This is a genomic window from Pandoraea sp. ISTKB (assembly GCF_001721285.1).
Lineage (GTDB): Bacteria > Pseudomonadota > Gammaproteobacteria > Burkholderiales > Burkholderiaceae > Pandoraea > Pandoraea capi.
Genome location: NZ_MAOS01000039.1, coordinates 52,118 through 67,944, shown reverse-complemented (window position 1 = coordinate 67,944; position 15,827 = coordinate 52,118). Strand labels below are relative to the sequence as shown.

General features: G+C 61.4%; 12 protein-coding genes. 7 read left to right on the top strand and 5 right to left on the bottom strand.

Translation table 11 applies throughout. The features are described 5' to 3' along the window. The first annotated feature begins 178 nt into the window (after positions 1-178). Genes A9762_RS15210 through A9762_RS15200 form a run of 3 tightly spaced genes read left to right on the top strand, consistent with a single transcriptional unit; the run spans position 179 to position 5,725 of the window. The gene (locus A9762_RS15210) at positions 179-1,576 is read left to right on the top strand and encodes a TolC family protein (protein WP_371443009.1); all 1,398 of its coding nucleotides are present in this window, start codon (positions 179-181) and stop codon (positions 1,574-1,576) included. After that, positions 1,566-2,678 (top strand): efflux RND transporter periplasmic adaptor subunit, encoded by a 1,113-nt coding sequence (locus A9762_RS15205; RefSeq protein WP_069342852.1) that lies wholly within the window; start codon positions 1,566-1,568, stop codon positions 2,676-2,678. Before A9762_RS15210 ends, A9762_RS15205 begins: the two co-directional genes overlap by 11 nt. Next, complete coding sequence (locus tag A9762_RS15200) at positions 2,678-5,725, top strand: efflux RND transporter permease subunit (RefSeq protein ID WP_069342851.1); 3,048 nt, start codon at positions 2,678-2,680, stop codon at positions 5,723-5,725. The genes A9762_RS15205 and A9762_RS15200 overlap by 1 nt, the downstream gene beginning before the upstream one ends. Positions 5,726-5,787: 62 nt before the next feature. Here the strand turns inward: A9762_RS15200 and A9762_RS15195 are convergent, their stop codons facing one another. Beyond that, positions 5,788-6,636, bottom strand: a complete 849-nt coding sequence (locus A9762_RS15195; RefSeq protein WP_069342850.1) for an AraC family transcriptional regulator — start codon at positions 6,634-6,636, stop codon at positions 5,788-5,790. A 342-nt stretch (positions 6,637-6,978) separates the two neighbouring features. Between A9762_RS15195 and A9762_RS15190 the strand changes: the two genes are divergently transcribed. The 4 genes from A9762_RS15190 (at position 6,979) to A9762_RS15175 (ending at position 10,868) form a co-directional block, all read left to right on the top strand. Then, positions 6,979-7,902 carry a PhzF family phenazine biosynthesis protein gene (locus A9762_RS15190; RefSeq protein ID WP_069342849.1) on the top strand — a complete coding sequence of 308 codons (924 nt, stop codon included), beginning with the start codon at positions 6,979-6,981 and terminating at the stop codon, positions 7,900-7,902. Between the two features lie 230 nt (positions 7,903-8,132). Then, the gene (locus tag A9762_RS15185) at positions 8,133-9,005 is read left to right on the top strand and encodes a glutamate/aspartate ABC transporter substrate-binding protein (protein WP_240493587.1); all 873 of its coding nucleotides are present in this window, start codon (positions 8,133-8,135) and stop codon (positions 9,003-9,005) included. Positions 9,006-9,095: 90 nt separating this feature from the next. Next, positions 9,096-9,890, top strand: coding sequence for an aldolase (locus A9762_RS15180; RefSeq protein ID WP_069342847.1), 795 nt, complete (start codon positions 9,096-9,098; stop codon positions 9,888-9,890). A gap of 57 nt (positions 9,891-9,947) precedes the next feature. Next, positions 9,948-10,868 carry a LysR substrate-binding domain-containing protein gene (locus A9762_RS15175; protein ID WP_069342846.1) on the top strand — a complete coding sequence of 307 codons (921 nt, stop codon included), beginning with the start codon at positions 9,948-9,950 and terminating at the stop codon, positions 10,866-10,868. A gap of 63 nt (positions 10,869-10,931) precedes the next feature. Here the strand turns inward: A9762_RS15175 and A9762_RS15170 are convergent, their stop codons facing one another. From A9762_RS15170 to A9762_RS15155, 4 genes are all read right to left on the bottom strand, one after another. Beyond that, on the bottom strand, positions 10,932-11,408 hold the full coding sequence (locus A9762_RS15170) for a Fur family transcriptional regulator (protein ID WP_069342845.1): 477 nt from the start codon (positions 11,406-11,408) through the stop codon (positions 10,932-10,934). A gap of 189 nt (positions 11,409-11,597) precedes the next feature. Further along, entirely contained in the window at positions 11,598-14,057 is a 2,460-nt protein-coding gene (locus A9762_RS15165) for a TonB-dependent receptor (protein ID WP_069342844.1), read from the bottom strand. A 145-nt stretch (positions 14,058-14,202) separates the two neighbouring features. After that, entirely contained in the window at positions 14,203-15,261 is a 1,059-nt protein-coding gene (locus A9762_RS15160; protein WP_069342843.1) for a FecR family protein, read from the bottom strand. Between the two features lie 51 nt (positions 15,262-15,312). After that, on the bottom strand, positions 15,313-15,810 hold the full coding sequence (locus tag A9762_RS15155) for a sigma-70 family RNA polymerase sigma factor (protein WP_069342842.1): 498 nt from the start codon (positions 15,808-15,810) through the stop codon (positions 15,313-15,315). Between the last annotated feature and the right edge of the window lie 17 nt (positions 15,811-15,827).

Below are 15,827 nucleotides of genomic sequence, written 5' to 3'. Positions count from 1 at the left end.
TGGCAAAGGCTCATTCTGCCACTGCTTCCCTTAAGAATCGCTTAGCCAGTCGAGGAAGGGCGATGGCCTCTCAGGCGCATCGGCCTGACATTGCGGCCGCCCGAGCTTAAGCAGTTCTTAAGGCAGCACTTTCTAGAATCGCCCCAACGTCACCACTCTTTGCCGTTGGAGGCCCGGATTGCCCTCAAGATCATGCGCTTACCGTCACATCGCCGGCGCGATGCTACTGGGCGTCGCCCTGCTCGGCGGCTGCACGATGTATCGTGCGGCGCCTCTGCCGACGCAACCTGCCGCGCCGTCAAACGTCAGTCGCATCCCCATCGATCGCGCGACACTGCGTTTCCCCGCGCTGGCAAGTCATCCGTTCGACCCATCGGACGGATTGGACAGCATCGAGATCGCCATGCTGGCCGTCTCGAACAATCCCGACCTGAAACTCGCACGCGACGATCTCGGCATCGCGCACGCGCAATCGTATGCGGCGGGTCTGCTCCCGGACCCGCAGTTAGGCATTTCCAGCGACTATGTGACGCCGGGCCCCGGAGATTCGACCCGTGCATTCAATTACGGCGTCAGCATGGATCTCATGGCGATCGCTTCGATACCGGGAGCGAAAGCCGCCGCGACGCATAACGTCGAGAAACTCGACCTCGGGCTGCTCTGGCAGGAACAACAGGTCATCGCACAGGCGCGTCGTCTGTTCGTGAAGGTTCGCACGCAAGACGAACTCCTGCCGCTGGCACGGCAAGCCGACACATTGGCGCAGACTCGATACGACACGTACCGGTCGGCGGTCGCCTCCGGCAACATGACGTCTGACAGTGTGAGTGCCGCACTGACCGCTGCGCAAGACGCCCACAAGCAATACACCGACCTCCAGCATGCCGCGCTCCAGGCGCACGCCGACCTCAATGCGCTGCTCGGTCTGGCGCCCGATACCGAACTCACGCTCATCGGCGGCGAACGCGAAGCCGCAGCCCCCGATATTGCATTAGACGACGCCGTCGGGCATCTGGCAGGGCGTCGTGCGGATCTGCTGGCGCTGGCACAAGGGTACGCCGCGCAGGACGTGCAATACCGACAGGCCATCCTGAAGCAGTTCCCCAGTCTTTCCGTCGGGTTTGTGAGAGCGCGAGATACGTCGAATGTCTATACCTCGGGCTTTCAGATCAATCTGAGTCTTCCGATTTTCAATCGCAATCAGGGCAATGTCGCGATCGAATCCGCGACGCGTCAGCGTTTGCGCGACGAATACCAGATCCGGCTGGACCAGGCCTACGCCGACATCGCGCGACTACGCGCCGATCGCGCCATTTCGCAAGGTCAGCTTCGCGCGGTGGAGCAGGTGCTCCCGAGCCTGTCGCAAGCCAGTGACGACGCAGCGCACGCCTATCAGGCACGCAATCTGACCCTTGGCGCCTATACCGACACGCGTCTGGCGTGGCTCGCCAAATCCATTGAAGCCTTGTCGCTTCGTGAAGCCGTCGAGGCGCAGGACATCACTATCGAAACGCTTGCGGGAATTGCCATGGTGCCCGCAAGCGCTGCACCCAAGGAACCGAATCATGAACAATAATCGCCGCCCGACATCGGGCCGACGGGCCAACGCATGCCCTCGACTGCTTGCCGTGGGGCAAACCATTCTGCTGGGGATCGGTTGTCTGCTCGCCAGCTTCGGCAGTAGCGCTGCGGCAGACGCGTCAACGGTCTCGGTAACGACATCACCGGTCCGGCAGGCCGTCATCGCACAACCAGTCAGCGCGTACGGGGCGGTGGCCGCTTCCGGCGCCGCAGTTCAGTCCCTGACGCTGCCTTATACGGTTCGGATCGCCACCTTGCGCGTCGCACCGGGGCAACGGGTCAGCAAAGGGGCGCCGCTGATGGATGTGGTGGCGGATGCCACCGCCACGCTCGCACACGATCAGGCAAGCACCGCACTCGCCGCAGCCCGACGGGATCTCGCGCATACCCGCGCCTTGTACGACGCCCATCTGGCCACCCAATCTCAGCTCGACGCTTCACAAAAGTCGCTGGACGACGCCGTACAGGCCGAGGCTGTCCAGCAACGTGTCGGCGCAACGAACGGTACGCAAACGCTTCGTGCGCCTTTCGACGCGGTCATCATGCAACTCAGTGCCGGGCAGGGCGATCAGGTCGCGAGCGGATCGCCCCTCGGATTGCTGGCGCATGACTCGCAGCGCGCGCAGATCCCGAATATCGTGCTGAACGTCGAGCCCTCGCTGGCCGACCGTATTCGTCCCGGCGACCAGATCGACGTTCGCCCCGTCGCCGCCAATCTTGCGAGCCGCGCAATCACCGCCCGCGTCGCCACGATCGGCGCTGCCATCGATCCGGTCACACAAGCGGTCGTCGTGACGGCGATCGCGCCGGACAGCCAGGGATTGATTCCGGGTACCCGTGTGAGCGCAACGATCGAGACCGGCCCGGCGCAGCATTGGGTCGTGCCTCGAAGCGCGGTGCTACGCGACGCCAACGGCGCGTATCTCTTCCAGATCGATGGCTTGCACCGGGCTCACCGCATTGCCGTTCGCCCGGCGGTCGACGCGGGAGACAAGTACGGTGTCGACGGCGATCTGCTGAGTGGAGCGCCCGTCGTCATTGCCGGCAACTACGAGTTGACCGAAGGCATGACCGTATCCGTTGCGGGAGGACAGTGATGCATTTCGTGCAATGGATGCAGGCGCACCGGCGCTCGCTGCTGTTCGTCGTTTCGATGATCGCGATGGCGGGAGCGTTGATGTCGACGCAGCTCCCGATCTCGCTCTTCCCGGATGTCGCATTTCCGAGAGTGGTCGTCTCCCTCGATGCCGGTGATCGCCCGGCGGAGCAAATGGCTGCGCTCGTCACCATGCCAGTGGAGGAAGCCCTTCACCGTGCGCCCAATGTTCGGGGCGTCGAGTCCCGAACGAGTCGGGGAAGTGCGGAAATCGCCGTGAACTTCGACTGGGGCACTGACATGGCGCTCGCCACACTCCAGATTCAGTCGGCCATCGCAGAAACGCTGCCGTCGTTACCTGCGGGGACCGCGACACGTGTGCGCCGCATGGATCCGACGGTGTTTCCGATCATCGCCTACAGCCTGACAAGCACCAGTCGCTCGCCGTCAGCCCTTTACAACCTGGCGCAGTACCAGTTGCGTCCATTGCTCTCGGCGGTGGGGGGTGTGGCGCGAGTCGAGACCATTGGCGGTGCGCAAGACGAGCTGGAGGTCACCGTCGACCCGCTGCAGCTTGCGGCCTACAAGCTGGCGATTGGCGACGTCGTCAAGGCTGTTGGCGCGAGCAACGTGCTGCTCGCCAGCGGCAGGCTGGAAGACCACGACAAGCTGTATCTGGCCATCGCACGCGCGTCGCTGACATCGCCGGAGACACTCGCCGGGGTAGTCGTCGCCAACACGCCCGGCGGCCCGGTCCATTTGTCGGACGTCGCGACCGTCTCGCAGGGGACCGTGCCGCAATGGCTTCGTGTGACGGCCAACGGGCGCGACGCCGTGCTGCTCAACATCTACCAGCAACCGGGCGCAAACAGCGTTGCGATTGCACGTGACGTGCAGGCCAAACTGGCGACCTTCCAATCGCAGTTACCGGCAGACGTCAAACTCTCCAACTGGTACGACCAAAGTGAACTGGTCATCGCCTCGGCCGCCAGCGTCCGGGATGCGATGCTCATCGGCGTCGTGCTCGCCGCTTTCACGTTGCTGCTCTTTCTTCGGAACTGGAAAATTACGGCGATTGCCGTCGCACAGGTCCCCGTCGTGATGGCAGCGACGTTGCTCGTGCTGCATCTGTTCGGGATGGGACTTAACATCATGACCCTGGGAGGCATGGCCGCAGCCGTCGGGTTGATCATCGACGACGCCATTGTGATGATCGAGCACATCGTGCGTCGCATGCACGAGCATGGGGCGGAAAAGTTTCATGGCCGCATCATGTCCGCAGCCCTTGAATTCACGCGCCCGCTTGCCGGCTCGTCAGCGGCGACGTTAATCATTTTTGTTCCCCTCGCTTTCCTGACGGGGGTGACCGGGGCGTTTTTCAAAGCGCTGTCGATCACGATGGCAAGCGCGCTTTTCGTCTCGTTCTGCGTGACCTGGCTGGCGATACCGCTGCTCTGCGATCGCTGGTTGAGCGCAAAGGATGCCGACGCCGAGCATGGCGGGAAGATTTCGCAATGGATGGACGCCCGGTACACCCGCGTGATCAAGGGACTGACGCTGCGTCCGTGGCGCATGCTGCTCGGCATCGTGCCACTCCTCGCCGCCGCAGCATTCGCCTTCACGCAGGTGGGAAGCGGTTTCATGCCCAGCATGGACGAGGGCGGGTTTGTGCTGGACTATCACACGGCGCCCGGCACGTCGGTCACCGAGAGCGACCGGCTCGTGCGACAGATTGAGCAGATCGTGCAATCCAACCCGAATGTGCAGACATACTCGAGGCGCACGGGGACCGGACTCGGTGGCGGTCTGGGCGAGCCAAATCGGGGGGATTTCTTTGTCCGACTTAAATCGACCGGCCGGCAGCCCATCGATACGGTCATGAACGACATCCGGACGCAAGTGGAAGCCAAGGTACCGGGGGTAAGCGTCGAATTTGCGCAACTGATGGAAGATTTGATCGGCGATCTGACGGCGGTTCCCCAACCGGTGCAGATCAAGATCTATGGCGACGATCAGGCCGTGCTGGAGGCGTCCGCACGCAAGGTCGCCGGGGCGCTCGCACACGTCTCCGGCGTCGTCGACGTCAACGATGGCATCAATCCTGCCGGCGATGCCCTCGACATTCAAATTCATCCTGACGCAGCGGCGGGGCAGGGTGTCGATCCGCAATGGGTCGCGCAACAAGTCTCGGACCTGCTGGCGGGCAATGTCGCGACCAACTATCAGGTCGGCGTCAAATCCATCGGTATCCGAGTCCAACTGGCGGGTGCACAGGCCCTGACCGACACGGGGCTCGCCCAATTGCTGCTGCGTGCGCCGGACGGACGCCTGTTTCCCCTGGATCGGGTGGCGACTATCGTTCCGGTGACCGGTCAGCCGGAAATCGGGCGCGATAATCTGAAGCCGATGGTCGCCGTAACCGCACGTATCAGCGGGCGAGATCTCGGGTCAGTGATCGGCGACGTGAAACAAATGCTCGACACACAACGACTGCTGCCGCCCGGTACCTATTACGCGCTCGGCGGACTCTATGAACAGCAACAAATTGCGTTTCACGGTTTGATGGTCGTCTTCGGCGCCGCCGTGGCGCTGATATTTGCGCTCTTGCTGTTCCTGTACGAGCGTTTCCGGGTCGCCGCCGCCGTGCTGGCGATGCCGATGCTGGCGGCCGGCGCCGTCTTCATTGGCCTCTGGATGACTGGTATCGAATTGAACATCACCGCAATGATGGGGATGACGATGATCATCGGCATCGTGACGGAGGTGGCGATCTTCTATGTCTCGGAGCTTCAGAGTCTGCTGCGGGACGGCATGCCACTCGAAGACGCGTTGATTGTGGCCGGACAGAACCGACTGCGGCCGATCGCCATGACGACGTTGGCCGCCATCCTCGCGTTGCTGCCCCTCGCATTTGCCATCGGTCAAGGCTCGGCGATGCAGCAGCCGCTCGCGATCGCCATTATCGCGGGGCTCATCGTGCAAATGCCACTCGTACTCCTGGCGTTGCCCGCGTTGCTCAAGATGGTGCTCCGGCCACCACGGGATTGAACGGCTATCCGATGTGGGAAACATCGGAAGCGTCTGGCGGTATCAGGCGGTGTCAGGCCCAATCATCGGGAGTGGAGATGTTTGAAGGCGTTCGGCGGGGCGTATCCGTACTTCTTGAAAAGCCGTGCCAGATAGGACGGAGAGTCGAGCCCCACCGCTGCCGCCACGCTCAGCACGGTCATGCCCGGAGCGCTCAGCAACGCCACTGCGACTTCGACCCGACGGCGCGATTGGTAATCGACCACGGTCTCGCCGGTGAGATCGCGAAAGAGTCGCGTCAATGTGCGGCGCGACAAGCCGAATTCGTATGCGATGCGATCCAGCGAAACGGGTTGATCGAGCGTGCTGTCGAGAAACATTCGGATGTCGCGCACGATTTCCCCTTGCGCATCCCCTCGGTCGGCAGGCAGCGGGGCCGACGTCAGTCCGGCCTCGACACAGCTTGCCGCCAGTGTCTGCGCAGCGAGATCCGCGCGAAAAATGGCGAGCTCCGAGGAAAAGGCAGCATCGGGTGAGGGTTGCGTCGTGGCGACGCGCACAGCGTCGAGCAGCAGTAGTGGCGCTGACCAGATCGTCACACGTGAACACGAGAGCTTACGACTTGCCTTGCGCTCGCAAAACGACACGAAGTCGCTCGCAACGTAGACCGCGACATGCGCCTGACCCACGCGATAACCCCGTGTGTCGTGCATACGACGCGGCGGCACGACGACAAAGGATTTGGGCGAGACACGAACCGGCGACGCATTCGTTTCGACGTTGAGCACTAGTTGCCCGGTGCGCGGCAACAGAAACATGAACTCGTCGTCATGCGTGTGCGGTTGCGTCCGGTATTCACCGACCGACACATGCCGGACGTCGGCGATACGATCTCCGCAGAGATGACGTTGGGCGGTCGGATAGGGCTTCACGCTACGTTCCCCTGATGGTGCGGGCCTGCCAAGGATGAGCGAAGGCAACGACAGATTTCTGCGCCCATTCCAGCACGATTTTGCTGGCAGCGCCACATCTGCGAGGCGATCGAATTGTCAGTATAGCCGTTCAAGGCAGATCGGGAGGCGTCGCGCCGTGCGGCCGCGAGACATCCTGCCTGCGGCGCCATGCTCGGGAAAATACCAGTCCCGGCGCGGATCGGCATAGCGGGCCTGGCTGGCATTTGGCCCGATCGGACGTGCCGACTGGCCCAATCGGAGGCGACGGTCTTTTTCGGCCCCGTCATCCTGAGGCCACTTGCAATCTCGAGTGTTTCCCACATGCCATCTCTCCCGAATTCGCCCATGGGCGGCCCCGACAGTGCGGGCACTTCGCCGGACCTGCGTTTCGTCAACGTCTTCTCGGCCGGCCCGAACGGCGGCAACCCGGCACCTGTCGTGTTCGACGCCGACGACTTGTCTTCCGACGAGATGAAGGCCATCGCCGCACGCTATGGGCATGAAAGCGCTTTTGTCTGCCGGGCGGTCGACCCGCGACATACCTGGCGCTTGCGATTTTTCGTGCCGGCGCACGAAATGGAAATGTGCGGTCACGCCACGCTCGGCGCAATGTGGCTGCTGCGCGAGGCCGGACGCTGGACGTCTGCCACGGCAACGGTCGAGACGCTCAGCGGTATCGTCGACGTTCGGTTTGACGAGGAGACCCAGCGCATCGACGTAGGGCAACCGCGCGGCATCGTCGAACCGATCGACGACCCGCAACTGATCGAATCCATCTGCGACGTATTGCGAATCTCGCCCGACGATCTGTCCCCGCTCGGCATCGTCAACGCGCGAACGAGCCGTACCAAGACACTGATCCCGCTCAGGTCGGTCGAAGCGCTTAACGCGCTCAGCCCTGCGCTCAGCGGTGTCGCCGCCTTGTGCGATGCCCTCGACTCAACGGGCCTGTACCCCATCGCGGTGGAGCGAACCCAGCCGCTGGAACTGCATGCGAGGCAATTCCCGCGCGCTTCCGGCTATCCGGAAGACGCCGCCACGGGCATTGCCGCCGCCGCCACGCTTTACGGCGCAATCCATTACCGCTTGCTCACCGGCAACGATTCGACCATGCGGGTCTATCAGGGCTTTGCGATGGGACGTCCGTCGTGCATCCGTGTCGCACTGCGCAAGCCCGGCGAGGGCAGCGCCGGATGCTGGATCAGCGGTGCCGTCGAATTCGCGATGCTGGAGCCGCACGCATGAAGATTTTCGACAGCGCGCAGGGCGTTCTTACACCCCTATGCCGTCGAGGCGGAAAGCCATGCGCAATCCGCATAAGGCAACTATTTTGACACCTCTATATTCGGATTCAACGCCAAGCGCACAGCCCGATTGCGCGATGCGGACCGCTTGAGGTTTTCACAAATCATTGCTGACCAACACATTAAGGTAACTGTCTCATGGGATCGATTAAACGGCTCGTCTCCTGCGCGATGTTGGGGACTCTCATCTTGACGTCTCACCAGGCGTTTTCCGAAGATCTCGGCCCCTCGCTCACCAAAATCAATACTAGCGGCGTGATTGCCGTTGGCCATCGCGAAGCCTCCATCCCATTCTCGTATTACGACAGTCAGCAGAATGTCGTGGGGTTTTCGCAGGATCTTTGCCAGAAGGTGATTCAAGCCGTAAAGACGAAACTGGGCAAGCCGAATCTGATGGTCCGCATGGTTCCCGTCAATTCGCAGAACCGAATTGCGCTGCTGCAAAACGGCACGATCGACATTGAGTGCGGCGTGACCACCAACACCAAGGCCCGTCATTCTCAGGTCGCATTTTCGGATACTGTTTTCCTTGCGTTGACCCGGTTGCTCGTCAACAAGGATTCGGGCATCAAGGACTTCGGCGATCTGAGTAACAAGACGGTGGTGACCAATGCCGGGACGACGGCCGAGACGATCATTCGCCATATGAACGTCGAGAAGAAACTGGGGATGAACATCATCTCGGCGAAGGATTACGGCGAATCATTCCTCACGCTCGAATCAGGGCGAGCGAGGGCGTTCATGCTGGATGACGTGCTGTTGTCGGGAGCGCGCACGCTATCGAGAAAGCCCGATGACTGGATTGTCACGGGCACCGCGCAATCGAGAGAGCCTTACGCGTTCATGGTGCGCAAGGACGACCCCATCTTCAAAGCGCTCGTCGACCAAACCTTGTCCGGCGTCATGACTTCCGGGGAAATCAACGCCATATACGCCAAGTGGTTTCTGAAGCCTGTGCCGCCGAAGGGCATCAACTTCAATTTTGCGATGACGCCCCAGTTGCGCGAGATTTACGCGAATCCCAACGATCAGGCTGACTATTGATCCGCTACGACGGCTGTCACGGGTTTCGCGTGACGGGCGCCTTTTTGCACGATTTCTTGCACGAACTTCAAACTCGGAAGGTAAAACATCATGGCTCATGGTCTGAGCGCTATCGAAGGAGCCGCGCGCACAACGATTGCACCGGGCGAACTGGACACCCCTGCGATCCGGGCGGCGCGTATCGATCTCGCCGCGTGCTTCCGAATGGCGGCGAAGCTGGGCATGCACGAAGGCGTGTGCAACCATCTCTCTGCGGTGCTTCCCGGTCGGGAAGACCTGTTCCTCGTGAATCCCTACGGATACGCCTTCGAAGAGATCACGGCGTCGAATCTGCTGGTCTGTGACATGCACGGAAATGTCGTGCTAGGCGATGGCGTTCCGGAGATCACGGCCTTCTACATCCACGCCCGCGTGCATCTCAAACAGCCGCGAATCAAGGTGGCGTTCCACACGCACATGCCCAACGCCACAGCTTTGGCGATGCTCGAGGGCGAGCCGTTGCAGTGGGCAGGCCAAACCGCATTGAAATTCTACGGACGCACCTCGGTCGATGAGCAATTCAACGGGCTCGCCATGAATGCGGCGGAGGGTGACCGCATTGCAGACGCCATCGGAAATGCCGACGTCGTATTTCTCAAGAATCACGGCATCATGGTGTTGGGCGCGACCATTGCCGAAGCGTGGGACGATCTCTATTACCTGGAGCGTGCCTGCGAGGTTCAGCGTCTCGCACTATCGACCGGACGGCCGCTCAAGCGTATTGATCCTGCGATCGCGGAGAAAACGTACCGTCAGATGCGTGCGGGAGAACGAGACAGCGCCCGTCAACATCTGGCGAGCGTGCGGCGGCAACTGGATGCAGAAAACTCCGACTATGCCGCTTGATGCCAGCGTCATGGGCAGACGCATGCATGTCCGGCGAGCCAAACGCTGACGAATGCCATGGAAGTCAAGTGGATTGAAGACTTTGTGGCATTGGCTCGGCACCGCACCTTTTCGCGGACAGCGGAAGTGCGTCACGTCACGCAATCCGGATTGAGTCGTCGCATCAAGTCGCTCGAGCAATGGGTGGGCGTGGAGCTGATCGATCGGAGTGCGTTTCCTCCGGAGCTCACGCCTGCCGGCGCGCAGTTCCTCGAAACGGCGCAAGGCTTTTTACGTCGCCTGCTGGCGGCCCGTGAACTCATTCGAGCCGAACACCGCATCGGACTTGAAGGGTTGAACGTGGCCGCCGGACACGCGATCGCCGTTGGACTCTTGCCCCGACTCATTCGGCGTATCCAGACGCACTTTCGCGCCGTCAATTTCCGCATCATTCCGACGAATGTGCATGACTCGATTGCCATGCTGCTTAACGGATCGTGCCAATTGATGCTCGCGTATGAGCGCGCCGAACTGCCTTTGCACATCGACGCCTCCCGTTTCATTTCGATATGCGCAGGCAACGATGCGCTGGTTCCCGTTTGCGCGCCGACGGCAACCGGTTCGCCTCGGTATGCGCTGCCGGGCAGTGCGGCAAATCCGTTACCGCTCATTGCTTACGGCCCCGGCACCTACTTCAGTGCGTGCCTCGCCTTGTTGCTGCGCGATGTCGAGACGCCTCCCGTGCTATCGACATGTTTCGAGTGCGACATGGCGGACGTGCTCAAACAACTTGCGCTTAACGGGGAGGGCGTGGCCTGGCTTCCCCGCAGTCTCATCGAAACCGAGTTAGCCGAGGGCACGTTGGTGCCGGCGGGGGATAAACGCTGGACGTTCGAGCTCGAACTGCGGCTCTATCACGATAGCCACAACACGTCGGGCTCGTTACGTGAACTGTGGGCCGCGTTGGCGGCAAGTGAAACGCAGATACTCGATATTTGAGGCAAGTTACAACCGAATTGGGGCGCACTTCGGTATCTGAGACATGGGGCCGAGTCGATGGCATCAAGCGGGTTCCGCGCACTTCGGACAGCAGTAGAGGATGTCCAGCGAATCGTTCGCGGAACCCAGCGGGTCTTTCCCGAGAGACTGGGTGATGCTTGCCTTCAGATCACGGCTGAAAAACTGAAGTTCGGACCTGCAAAGACGGCAAATCAGCCGATGCGGTGCGACATGCGCCGGATTGGCGCGCGCGAGGTAGATGGCTCGGGGACCCGCTACACCGTCGATCCATTGCCGAATCAATAACCCCGCATTCGCCAGATCGCTTAACACCCGGTATACGGTGCCGAGGCTGAACGATTGGCCGGACGTCATGAGATGACGCATCAGATCCTCGACCGTCATCGGCGCCGTCTGCCGCTCCATTGCCAACAGCATCTGAACCCGGCTATCCGTCACCCGCAGGCCACACGCTGCGATGCGATCGGCCGCACTCGGCGCTTCGTCCGTTGGGCAGGCAAGAGTAGGGCGAGAGTTCATCGCGGAATCATTTGAGTGTCGGACATGCCGACGCCGTGAGGGCGAGTCGCACAAAAACGACCTGCGCGACTCGCCCCACGGCATTCGGCCTCGTCAGACATTACGCCGACAGGATTAGCTGGACATTAGCCGTCACGCAGACGAGTTGCGCCCGCATGCCGTCATCGAAGCCGTCGCAACCCTCGCCGTTTACCACCGGTGTTGATACGTCGCCGTAAGCGTGATCCCCGGCGCGGGCAGGTGACTTGTGTTGTTACTGTTGCGCAGGAGCTGGCTGTAGAGCGGGTAGTAGTAGCGGTTGAACAGATTCTGGATTCCCACCGTTGCCGTGTCGTTCTTTGTGAGTTCATACCGGCTCATGACGTCTACGGTCGTGTAACTCGTTGCGTCCATTCGGCCAAAGCTGTTCACGCCGTTCAACCGATAGTCGCGCCCGGAGAAATAGGTGACTTGTAGCCGATTGCTCCACCTGGGCGTTGGTTTGAACTGAACGTAGCCCGTCAGTTTGAGTGGCGGGATTCGGTAACCGCTCATGTTCTGGGCATTGGCGTTCTGAGGGGTCTCCCGGCCTTGCATCCAGGAAAACGTTCCCCCCGCGCCCCAGCGCTCATCCTCGGAGAGGTAGTCGGCCGTGCCTTCCAGACCGATGATCTTCTCTGCCGTACGCGTCAGAATCAAACCGTTGTTGAAGCTCTGAACGTCCCCGAGATCCGAGGTGGTGTAAAAGACCGCCAGCGAGGTGAGGGTGTTGCCGAAAGCCCCTCGCCATCCCAGTTCGTAATTGTTCGTCTTGACCGGACGCAGGTCGGACGAGTTGATATCGAACCCGGGACGGGCATTGCGAACCTGTACGCCAATGTCAGGCAGGTTGAACCCCTGGCTGAAAGCGACGTAGAACTCATGACCTTTGACGGGTGAGTAGGTCAGACCGATATTGCCCAGCAGTGCGTTGTAATTGACCGTACCGCCATTTACGCCAACCGGGTTGGCGACTTTCGACTGTGACAGCGGCACGAAGTCATTGAAGCTGGCGGTCGCGTATTGATAACGCAATCCGCCTTCCGTCGACCAATGCTCGTTGAACTTGTGCTGCAATTGTGCAAAGCCACCAAGGCTGCGTGTCGTCAACGGTGGCAGATATGTCGCCTCGCCGATCTTGCGGAAAACACGCCCACCGCTGGCGTCGTACAACTTCGGGTCGAAAATATCGAGCGGCATATCGCTCTTTTCCTGTTCGAAGTCCATCCCCCAGATGACGCGGGTGCGTTTCTCAGCGCCAATAGGCGTCTTGATCGTCAGCCGGCTGCCAAAGACGGAGGAGTCCTGCATTGTCTGGTCGACGTTGGCGCCACGCGTCGCCACAGCGCGGGCATCGAACGGCGTGAAACGCGTGAAGTAATCGCGATAGTAGAACTGGGCGGACAGTTGACTTCCCAGCAGATCCCGATGCTCATACTCCAGATTGACCAGGGTGTTGCGAATCTGGTTCTGCTCGTCGAGTTGCAGACCGTCGATACCCCGCGCCGGCACGCTACCGGCAGGCAACCGGGAGACGGAAGGGTCAGACGCGTAGCTCGTATCCTGAGACGCGTTGATATGACTCACCGAAAGCTGAATGCGCTGGTCGGGAGCGAAGCGTAATCCGAGCTTGCCACCGACGTTGTAGTTGTTCGACGAAAACAGGTCGCCCTGACTGGGCTCCGGTGCGATGCGCTGGCTGCGCGCATCGTATGTGTTACCGATGCGGCGTCCGCCAACGTCGAACGCATAATCCAGCATACCCGCGCTTCCGGAGAAATGCTGCTGGACGTCGGCGCTGAGTCCATCCGCGCGCAAACGCGACAAGGGCGTGCCCAGCGAGATCGTGGTATCCGCTTTCGGTTCTCCGCCGGCCGGTCGCGTCGTGATGGAGACGATCCCGCCGGTGGCGCCGCCGCCATAAATGGAGCTACTTCCGCGCAGGACTTCGACGCGCTCGACGAGTGCCGGATCGACGTTCGCGAGATTGCGCGCAGAGTCCCGATTGGTGTTCAGCGGCACGCCATCGAGGAGTACGAGCATGCCCCGACCCCGTAGCGTCTGACCGAAATCGGTGATCGTATGACTCGAATCCGCCATGCCCGGCACGACTTTCGCCAGCACGGTCGCCAGACTGTCCGAGCCTGTCTTGAGCTCATCTAGCTCCGCGCGTTCGATGACAGTCACCTGACGCGTCGGACGAACAAGGTCACTGGTGGTACGCGACGCGCTGACCTCAACGGCGGCCAGCGCCAGTGGGCTACTGCCGGCGGCGGCCGGGGCAGGGGCTGCGGCGTTGGGCGCATCGGCGCTGACAAGTACATAGCCCTGATTCCCGCTGCGGCGGTACGTGATGCCGCTTCCCTGAAGCAAGGCATTGAGTGCGGCGTCCGCCGACATGGTGCCGCGCAATGCCGGCGCAGTCTTGCCTTGCAACAGACCTGGGGAGAAGAACAGTTGCAGATTCGCCTGACGGCCAAACGCGACAAGCGCGTCGGCCAGTGGCTGAGCGGCAAGATTGACGTCGATCATGCCGGCGCTCGCACGTGCCCCTTGGCCGGATGCTTGTGCATTGGCCCGCTCGGGCGCGATGCTGAGTGTGGCGACGGCAGCGAGAAAGAGAAGCGACACGGCCGTGTGCGGACGGCGCGATCGGGAACTGCGGGCGTGTGTAGTACCTTTCACAGCGGTTGGTCTCGTTTCGAATTGTGATGGGTTCGCGGATCAACTTGCAAAGCGAACTATCAGAAGACGTAACGCAGACCAAAAACCTGAATCATTTCGAAGAAATTTTTACGCTTCCATCCGGCAGGGACCGGACCGTGACGGGAAGAAACTCAGGCAGGGCGGCCAGCAACCCGTCGGTGTTATCGGTACTGAACACACTGCTCACACGCAATTGCCCTGTGGCGTTGTCCGCAACAGTCACGGGAGACTCACGGTACCGCGACACCTCAGCCACCACGTCGGCAAGTGGCACATTCTGGAAAACCAGCTTGCCCTCGCGCCAGGCCAGTGAACTCGTCAAGTCGATGGGATGTGCGGGCATGACCGAGCCGTCTGGACGGATCGTCGTACCAGCGCCGCGCGTCAACAACACGGTCGGCGATTGAGCGTTGCCGGGGGATGCTGCCGGACGGCCATCGACCTTCACGGAGCCGGACTCGACGCTGACGACGACCCCGGGCGACACGCGACGGACATCGAAGCGCGTACCCGTCACCGTGATCTTTCCATTGCCTGCGTCGACCACGAAGGGCCGCGACGGATTGTGCGTGACGGAAAACATCGCTTCGCCCTCGACGAGGGTTACGTCACGTCGCTCAGATCCATAGTGGACACGGATCGAAGTCCGCGTGCTCAGTTCGACAGACGTGCCGTCGGCCAGTACGACCGTGCGCCGCTCTCCCGCTCGGGTTGCGAACGCTTGTGTGCCATCGCCGTCAGCGGGGGCGGACGGTCGACTCGCCTGTGTCGCGTCGCCGGGGGACAGTGCCGGTGTGCGCAGCAGCACCGTACCGACAGCCACGCCGAGTACCAGCGTCAACGCCGCCGCCACCCACTTGCGTGAGCGGCGCGGCACAGCGTCGAGCGCTGGCGTGCCGACGGTCGGTTGTGATTCCGGCGATGCAGTCAACTGCCGCAGACGCTCGACCGGAACTGCCGCTGCCGCCTGCCAGACTCGCTGCAGGGCCGCATATTCCGCACGGTGTAGCGGGTCGGCGGCAAGCCATGCGTCACGAGCCGCAGCCTCCCGTGGCGAAAGTGCCGCACCGTGTGACTTCGCGAACCACTGCGCGGCTTCGTGACGAATTCGTTCAGCAGCGTCGTGCATCGGTTCGCGTAAAAAGGGGGAGGAAAAGTGGGAGAAAAAGGGCCGCGCGCATCATTGGGGAGCCAGCGCGCCCAGACGCTCTCGCAAGTGTTTCATCGCCCGAATCATATACTTCTCGACCATATTTTTCGATATATCGAGGCGATCCGCGATTTCCTGCTGGCTGTATCCGTCAATGCGCTGCCAGACAAATACCTGACGGCACTTCAGCGGAAGCTCTGCCAATGCACGCTCGATGGCCAATGCGAGCTGCATGGCGTGAACCTCATCCTCGGGATTGCCGGTCGTCGCTTCGTGATTCGCCAGCGCATCGAGTTCCGTTTGCTCTTTGGCGCCGTCTCGACGATAAGCGTCTATCGCAATGTTTCTCGCTGTCTGGTGCAGATAGGCACGAGGCTGCTCAGGCTGGCTTTCCATCTCCAGCACCCGTAAAAGCGAGTCCTGGGCAATGTCTTCCGCCTGATGCCGATTGCTGAGTTTGCGCGTCCAGGTGCGGAGGAGTTCGTCGTAATAGGCAAACAACCCTCCGGAGCGCGTAGATGCCGACATCAACCCACCACCGCCGG

What these genes read in the sequence shown, in the direction of transcription:
- A9762_RS15205 (WP_069342852.1), top strand. Translation starts at nt 1,566, where the DNA reads ATGAACAATAATCGCCGCCCGACATCGGGCCGACGGGCCAACGCATGC.
- A9762_RS15200 (WP_069342851.1), top strand. Translation starts at nt 2,678, where the DNA reads ATGCATTTCGTGCAATGGATGCAGGCGCACCGGCGCTCGCTGCTGTTC.
- A9762_RS15190 (WP_069342849.1), top strand. Translation starts at nt 6,979, where the DNA reads ATGCCATCTCTCCCGAATTCGCCCATGGGCGGCCCCGACAGTGCGGGC.
- A9762_RS15185 (WP_240493587.1), top strand. Translation starts at nt 8,133, where the DNA reads ATGTTGGGGACTCTCATCTTGACGTCTCACCAGGCGTTTTCCGAAGAT.
- A9762_RS15180 (WP_069342847.1), top strand. Translation starts at nt 9,096, where the DNA reads ATGGCTCATGGTCTGAGCGCTATCGAAGGAGCCGCGCGCACAACGATT.
- A9762_RS15175 (WP_069342846.1), top strand. Translation starts at nt 9,948, where the DNA reads ATGGAAGTCAAGTGGATTGAAGACTTTGTGGCATTGGCTCGGCACCGC.
- A9762_RS15170 (WP_069342845.1), bottom strand. Translation starts at nt 11,408, where the DNA reads ATGAACTCTCGCCCTACTCTTGCCTGCCCAACGGACGAAGCGCCGAGT.
- A9762_RS15160 (WP_069342843.1), bottom strand. Translation starts at nt 15,261, where the DNA reads ATGCACGACGCTGCTGAACGAATTCGTCACGAAGCCGCGCAGTGGTTC.
- A9762_RS15155 (WP_069342842.1), bottom strand. Translation starts at nt 15,810, where the DNA reads ATGTCGGCATCTACGCGCTCCGGAGGGTTGTTTGCCTATTACGACGAA.